Raw genomic sequence first — 6,776 nt, 5'->3', positions numbered from 1 at the left:
GTTTTTATTTATAACAATTGTATGCTTAATTCAATGCCAGTTTCAGCGCGGCTAATTTATCGGCTTCATTAAAAAGCCTGTCTACTATCGTAATATTTTTTTCGATGGTAGCCTTGTCGAGTGGCGCTATCAACTGTTTAAAGTCCATTTCCCCGATTTCTTTGGAATCGAATACGGCGATGTTATTGTTGCTCAACAGCCGGTAAAGTGTGCTGTTACCGTGAATGAAAATCTTTTTGCCCCTGTAAAGCAGCGCCAGTATATTACCTGCAGCCTGGGTACGATAATGGTACATAACGGCTACATCTACCTGTGCGAGTAGTTTGTAGTAGTCGTCGCGGTTCAGGAAACTGCGCAGCGCCATTACTTTATCGGCGCCAAAGATGCGTTTGGCTTCGTTCTCAACCAGGTCGCCATATTTTGGATTGCCATAGTTCAGTGGTATCACCAGTTTGATGGGCTGATCTTTATAGGGAGCGAGGGCTTGTAATGCTTCCAGGTGGTTGTTGGTAACGGTATCTGAATTGCCCAGCAGGATGGTGGTAACGCTGGTATCTTTCGGCGCATTCATCACCTTTTGCTCTGCTTCATCCGGTTTCTGGCCGCAGTCGTAATAGAAATAACGGTATTCCGCTGCGGTGGTATAATGGCGTTGCAGCCATTCGTAGTCGATTCTGCTCCAATGGAGGAAGAGATTCAGGCGGTTAAAGAACTGTTCCCGGGTACGTGCTACTTTCCTGTCGGGTCCTTTATAATTGAAAAAGCGTTGCGCAAAAGAGTTAAATACTCTTTTGGGCCGCATGGGATTGAATTTCAGCTTTGGGCGCTCCTCGTTTTTTTCAAAGTATTCCAGGCTTAGCGGGCCGTATATTGTTTTTTTGAAGCGGGAAGCGGGTATTTCTACCACATCGCCTCCCCAGAAGAACATACCTGTAGTAATATTTGCCGGGAGGGATAATACGGCCTGTACTGCCAGGTCCGAGGCCCAGTGTACAAATACCTTGTCTTTATCGGTAATCTTTTTCAAGATAGCAGTAAAAGCGGGCGTATAAAAGGGGGCAAAGATTGCCTGGTCGTATTTTACAAATTTTGCTTTGTTTTTCCAGTTATCAATGATATAGGTATTATTTCCGGGTGCTACTTTTTCCGCATCGCGAATAAAATCATTGATGAACTTGTCGTCGACCATTAAGTGATAATTCATGCCGTGTGTTTATGCTGCTGCGATGAAGGACAGGGGATAGGATAAAAGCCGTTTCTGCAGGGAGGTAATCCTGTAAAAACGGCTATGGTGATCATTGTTATTTTACGGTGATATCGCCTTCAAATACGAGGGTGGCGGGGCCGCAGAGCCAGATGTTGCTGTAGGTACGTTCTCCTGTTTTGGAGAAGCGCACTTCCAGTTGTCCGCCTAAAGTTTGCACGGGTACCACATATTCTTTTTCTTCTCTGCCTGCGAACGTTAGTGCGGCGGCTGTAACGCCGGTGCCGCAGGAGTAGGTTTCATCCTCCACGCCTCTTTCGTAGGTACGAACAAAGATGCCGCTTTCGAAGGGCTGTACGAAGTTGACGTTGGTGCCTTCTGCTGCGAAGCGTTCGTTGTAACGGATCCCGCGGCCTTCGTTGAATACATCTACGGCCTGTACATCTTCCACAAACTTTACGAAGTGAGGGGATCCGGTATTCAGGTAAAAGTACAGCGGGCCGTTTTCTACATCATGTACATCAGACATTTTGAGGTTTACCCAGTTGTTGCCGTCCATGGTGGCTTCGTGTTCGCCATCTACGGCAATGAAGTAGAGGTTACCGTCGCCGATGCCCATTTTATGTGCAAAGGCTACGAGGCATCTGCCGCCGTTGCCGCACATAGTGCCTTCACGGCCGTCGGCGTTATAATATTTCATAGCAAAGTCGTAGTCTTCGCTTTTATTCAGTAACATGAGTCCATCAGCGCCGATGCCGAAACGGCGATCGCATAATTCATTCACCTGTTCGTCTGTGAGCCAGTTGTATTCTCCGTTCCGGTTGTCCATGATCACAAAATCATTACCGGTGCCCTGGTATTTATAGAAGTGGATATTGTTCATACAGCAAAGATAAAAAAATAAGCCATGTTTGGGAGGGGGCGTTTCCGCTTAAATAGCGGCGATGATGCCCAGTCCTTTTTCGATGAGTGCAGCTACCGCGGCGCCTCCGTCTTTGCTGAACTCCTTACGGATCCGGTTGGCCACGATGGCACTGATGGAGAGGCATTCGTGCCCCAGCACGCGTCCCATACCATAGATACCGGATGTTTCCATTTCAAAGTTGGTGATGCGGTGTGATTCGTAGGAGAAGCCGGTGAGGTTATCGATCAGGTTGGGGTTTGACAGGGTACCGCGCAGTACCCGGCCCTGTGGTGCATAAAACCCGGGGCAGGTAACGGTGATGCCTGTATGAAAACCATCCATGAAGTGATCGTGCAATTTCGCAGATGCTTCAAACAGGCATGGATTAGCGCCGCCGGGTTGCAGGAATACCTGTCCGCGGAAGGCTTCCAGCAGTTGTTTTTCGGCGGTAGTATTCTCGAATGCATAGTAGGGCATGAGGTTATCGAGGCCCAGGGCATGAGAGGATACTACGAAGCTGTCGACCGGAATGCTTTCCTGTAAAGCGCCGGAAGTGCCGAGGCGTATAATTTGTAAGGCGGTGAGTTCGGATTTAACGAGCCGGGTATTAAAATCGATATTGACCAGTGCGTCGAGTTCGTTGAGTACAATATCGATGTTGTCGGTGCCGATGCCGGTAGATACAACAGAAATACGTTTGCTGCCGATATAACCGGTATGGGTAACGAATTCGCGGTGTTGATATTTGCCTTCTATTTTATCGAAATGTTGACTTACTGCGCCAACGCGGTCGGGGTCACCCACGGTGATGATGGTATGTGCCAGTTCATCTGGTCTTACATCGAGGTGGTATACCGCTCCGCGGCTGTTGATGATCAGTTCTGATTCAGCAATACGATTATCCATTGTACTAATTTTTATTATTCACAAATCAACAATTCCAGTTTTTCAGACTCAATATTCCTTTGTTCTGCCCTATTATCAAAATAATTTTTTAGATATTTTTTAAATAATATTTGGTGGTAATCAGAAATTTACTACTTTTGCAATCCCACAAAACGAATGAGATGTACGCCAGTGGGGCAGTTAGGGCGGACGTTTTGAAATAGATGGTTTCGTGGCCGAGTGGCTAGGCAGAGGTCTGCAAAACCTCGTACAGCGGTTCGAATCCGCTCGAAACCTCTCAAAGAAAAGATAAAAGCCGCGAATTTCGCGGCTTTTTCTTTTCCGGTAAGTTGCAGTGTAAATTGTTGCTATCAGCGCACTTGTTGTGATCCATCTCTGTAAATACTTCCTTTATCAATTTTGGCATCCTTTTTTTCTCCCGGTATTTATTTTTTTAATATGCTGCTGAATCAGCCCTGGTATGGACGCGCTTGTTGCCCGCTACCGGAGCCAGCCTGCAAAAGGCCGCTGCTGGCTGGTTTCAGTGGACGGAAATCGTTTGAAAAATAGATAAGGAAATGTCAATGTAAAAAGTTATATTGCATCCCCCGCATTAGGCTGGTTGAGTAAACAGAAGGCAAGAGATTTTTATCAATAATTTACTAAAGCTTTAGGTACAGCATATGTAATTTGATAATAAGATATCGGCAGCATTTCTACTAAAAAGAACGTTGCCCACATTTATCCAAGCAAGGAGCCTTCTGCATGCAGAAGGCTCTTTGCGTTTTATGTACAATAAAAAGAAGTGGTTATGACAGAGATTATTAAAGTAACCGCCGAAGATTCCAAGCACCTGGACCAGGTGAAGCTGCTTTTCCGCGAATATGCCAATTGGTTAAATGTTGACCTTAGTTTTCAACGATTTGAAGAAGAGTTGGCCAGTTTACCTGGTATATATGTAGCACCTGCAGGAGCATTGTTGCTGGCGCTGGTAGATGGGCAGCTGGCAGGCTGTGTGGCGGTTCGGCCATTCGACAACAGTATTGCAGAAATGAAGCGTCTTTTTGTAAAGGATGCATTTAAGGGGCATGGCGTAGGGAAGGCCCTCGCGAGTGCTGCTATAGCAGAGAGCAGGGCATTGGGGTATAAACGGATTTTGCTGGATACCCTGGCGCATATGCGTCCTGCGATTGAGTTATATACTTCGCTGGGATTTGAACCTATTGCGGCGTATTATGACAATCCGATTAGTGACGCGGTATTTTTATCGCTGAATATAGAGAAAGAGGCAGCGATTTAGTGCAGCGAATATTGTCTTGCCCAGGATTTTGTCTTGCCCAGGATTAAACTGATTTTGATGATTTAAAGGATTTTTTTGTGATTATTACTTGATTTTAAAAGATTAGCGTAGATGTAAGTAAATTAGCTTGTTTCTCCGCTAATCTTTTAAAATCAAAAAGGAAAAAAATCCTTTAAATCATCAAAATCAGTTTAATCCTGGGCAAGACAAAATCCTGGGCAAGACAAAAAAACTGGTTTTATAATGTTCTAATCCATATGTTCCGATAGCTTACCGGATTCCCATGATCCTGCAGGGCAATGGATTTGGCGCCATGTTTTGTATAAGAAGGTTTACCGATATATTGTGTTGATCCTTCCAGTTCCACATTATTCTGCACCAATACGCCGTTTTGCAGCACCGTGGCGCGTGCCGGGCTTTTCAGCGATCCATCGTCGTTAAAACGGGGAGCCGTCCAGATAACATCATAGGTTTGCCATTCGCCTGGTTTTTTGCAGGCATTTACCAGCGGAATTTTTTGTTTGTAGAAACTACCTGCCTGACCGTTAGAGTAGGTGCGGTTATTATAGTTATCCAACACCTGCAGTTCATAGTTTTCCTGCATAAAAATACCGCTGTTGCCGCGGCCCTGGCTTTCGCCTTTTACTTCAGCAGGGGTGCGCCATTCGATATGCAGCTGGAAGTCTTCGAACTGTTGTTTGGTTTTGATAACGCCGCCGCCTTTTACCACCGTCATCACCTCATTTTTTACTTCCCATTTGGCCGGACCGCCTTTCTCTGCTTCCCAGTTATCCAGGTTTTTGCCGTTGAACAGCACGATGGCGTCGGAGGGAGGCGTGAGGACTTCGGTACCCGGATTAATGACTTTGGGAATTGGTTCCCAGACCTCTGTGGCTTCTGGTTTCATCTGCTCATTGTTTTGCGCGGCTGCAGTAAGAGATAGCAGCGTGCAGGCAGAGAGAAGTAACGTACGCATGTGTTCTTTTAATTTTTTAGGTAGATGAAAACTTTGTGAATAATTTCGTTTATGCGGTTACGTTAGGAAGCCTGTATCCGTTGTGATACTGTGCTGCTAACAGTTTGTTGGCATCGTTGTCGGTGAAGTTGCCGGCCTCTTTATTCCAGTATATTTTTTTACCGGTGCGATAGGCGATATTACCCATTTGCGCGGTGGTAGCCACGAGAGAGCCTACTTCTACCGGTGCATGCAAATCGGTGAGGCGGCGGGATTTCACTACTTCCACGAAATTGGTGGTGTGCAGATCGAGGCCGTTATCTACTGATTTCCGGAGGGGAACGGCTTCCATTTTACCTTTTTCGGGGATCACTTCCCAGCCGCCGCGATCCAGTACCAGGGTACCATTGTTGCCGAGGAAAGCGATGCCGTGCGTACGTCCGTAAGGGCCGCCATCAATACCTGTAGCCTGTTCCCACTGGATGTTATAGTCATCAAATTCATAAACCGTAGTGAGAGTATCCGGCGTTTCTGCGGCATCGTCGGGGTAGGCGAACTTGCCACCAGCAGCCATAATGGATTTGGGAGCGCCGGATTTCATGCCAAGCAGGGCATAATCAAGCAGGTGAACGCCCCAGTCGGTCATCAGGCCGCCTGCGTAATCCCAATACCAGCGGAAATTAAAGTGGAAGCGGTTTTCGTTAAAAGGACGGGTGGTAGCCGGACCCAGCCAGGCCTTATAATCTACGCCCGCAGGTGGAGTGCCATCTGGTTTTACAGGTATGGACTTCATCCAGCCCATATAGGCCCACACTTTTACCAGTCGTATTTTCCCGAGTTTCCCGGAATGCACAAATTCAATGGCTTCTTTAAAATGTTGCTGGCTGCGTTGCCATTGCCCAACTTGTACAGCACGGTTGTGTTGCTGTTGTGCTGCTACCATGGCGCGGCATTCGATGATGGAATTGCCCATAGGTTTTTCCACATACACGTCTTTACCTGCGGCACAGGCATCTGTCATTTGCAGGCAATGCCAGTGATCGGGCGTACCGATGATAACCGCATCGATGTTTTTATCTTCCAGCAGTTTACGGTAATCGCTGTAAGCCTTTACCTTAATACCTTTCTGCGCCAGTTCGCCAACGCGTTTGTCGAGCACGTTTTTGTCCACGTCGCAAAGTGCCACGCATTGTGCGGCAGGGTTTTTCAGCATGGCCGTCAGATCGGACCAGCCCATACCATTGATGCCAATGGCAGCGACATTGAGCCGGTCGCTGGCAGCAACGGTTCTTAGCGGTAATGCCTGCAGGGAAGCTGGCAGGGCGGATACCAGTCCGGCCCCGGCCATCAGCGTGGAAGCTGATTTAATGAAATTTCTACGGGAATTGTTCATGTAATAAAACGGTTTTTAATAATTGTGGAATTGACATTTAAAAATACAAAATAGGAAAATTTAATCAGGATTTATGGGGATTTTGTCTTGCCCAGGATTAAACTGATTTTGATGATTTTAAGATTTTATTTTTTT

General features: G+C 46.6%; 6 protein-coding genes and 1 tRNA gene. 2 read left to right on the top strand and 5 right to left on the bottom strand.

Annotated features, from left to right (window positions below; translation table 11 throughout):
* Positions 1–25: 25 nt before the first annotated feature.
* The 3 genes from KE626_RS24990 to KE626_RS24980 all read right to left on the bottom strand — a co-directional run bounded on the left by KE626_RS24990 (position 26) and on the right by KE626_RS24980 (position 3,014).
* The gene (locus KE626_RS24990; RefSeq protein ID WP_211975744.1) at positions 26–1,204 is read right to left on the bottom strand and encodes a TDP-N-acetylfucosamine:lipid II N-acetylfucosaminyltransferase family protein; all 1,179 of its coding nucleotides are present in this window, start codon (positions 1,202–1,204) and stop codon (positions 26–28) included.
* 97 nt (positions 1,205–1,301) lie between these two features.
* Positions 1,302–2,087 carry a diaminopimelate epimerase gene (dapF, locus tag KE626_RS24985; RefSeq protein ID WP_211975743.1) on the bottom strand — a complete coding sequence of 262 codons (786 nt, stop codon included), beginning with the start codon at positions 2,085–2,087 and terminating at the stop codon, positions 1,302–1,304.
* A 48-nt stretch (positions 2,088–2,135) separates the two neighbouring features.
* Complete coding sequence (locus KE626_RS24980) at positions 2,136–3,014, bottom strand: nucleoside phosphorylase (RefSeq protein ID WP_211975742.1); 879 nt, start codon at positions 3,012–3,014, stop codon at positions 2,136–2,138.
* A gap of 205 nt (positions 3,015–3,219) precedes the next feature.
* On the opposite strand from KE626_RS24980, the gene KE626_RS24975 reads away from it, so the two are divergent.
* Positions 3,220–3,290 (top strand) — tRNA-Cys (locus KE626_RS24975).
* Positions 3,291–3,804: 514 nt separating this feature from the next.
* Entirely contained in the window at positions 3,805–4,293 is a 489-nt protein-coding gene (locus tag KE626_RS24970) for a GNAT family N-acetyltransferase (RefSeq protein ID WP_211975741.1), read from the top strand.
* A 238-nt stretch (positions 4,294–4,531) separates the two neighbouring features.
* On the opposite strand, the gene KE626_RS24965 is transcribed toward KE626_RS24970, so the two are convergent.
* Together KE626_RS24965 and KE626_RS24960 are read right to left on the bottom strand one after the other, a co-directional pair.
* Positions 4,532–5,269 carry a 3-keto-disaccharide hydrolase gene (locus KE626_RS24965; protein WP_211975740.1) on the bottom strand — a complete coding sequence of 246 codons (738 nt, stop codon included), beginning with the start codon at positions 5,267–5,269 and terminating at the stop codon, positions 4,532–4,534.
* Between the two features lie 49 nt (positions 5,270–5,318).
* Complete coding sequence (locus KE626_RS24960; protein ID WP_211975739.1) at positions 5,319–6,641, bottom strand: Gfo/Idh/MocA family protein; 1,323 nt, start codon at positions 6,639–6,641, stop codon at positions 5,319–5,321.
* Positions 6,642–6,776 lie beyond the last annotated feature (135 nt).

This window comes from Chitinophaga hostae, assembly GCF_018224885.1.
Lineage (GTDB): Bacteria > Bacteroidota > Bacteroidia > Chitinophagales > Chitinophagaceae > Chitinophaga > Chitinophaga hostae.
Note: the sequence above shows the minus strand (reverse complement) of the source record. Positions and strands in the feature narration are given on the sequence as shown.

Excerpts from the sequence above, each read along its gene's own strand:
- KE626_RS24990 (WP_211975744.1), bottom strand. The coding sequence starts at position 1,204 with ATGAATTATCACTTAATGGTCGACGACAAGTTCATCAATGATTTTATT.
- dapF (WP_211975743.1), bottom strand. The coding sequence starts at position 2,087 with ATGAACAATATCCACTTCTATAAATACCAGGGCACCGGTAATGATTTT.
- KE626_RS24980 (WP_211975742.1), bottom strand. The coding sequence starts at position 3,014 with ATGGATAATCGTATTGCTGAATCAGAACTGATCATCAACAGCCGCGGA.
- KE626_RS24970 (WP_211975741.1), top strand. The coding sequence starts at position 3,805 with ATGACAGAGATTATTAAAGTAACCGCCGAAGATTCCAAGCACCTGGAC.
- KE626_RS24965 (WP_211975740.1), bottom strand. The coding sequence starts at position 5,269 with ATGCGTACGTTACTTCTCTCTGCCTGCACGCTGCTATCTCTTACTGCA.
- KE626_RS24960 (WP_211975739.1), bottom strand. The coding sequence starts at position 6,641 with ATGAACAATTCCCGTAGAAATTTCATTAAATCAGCTTCCACGCTGATG.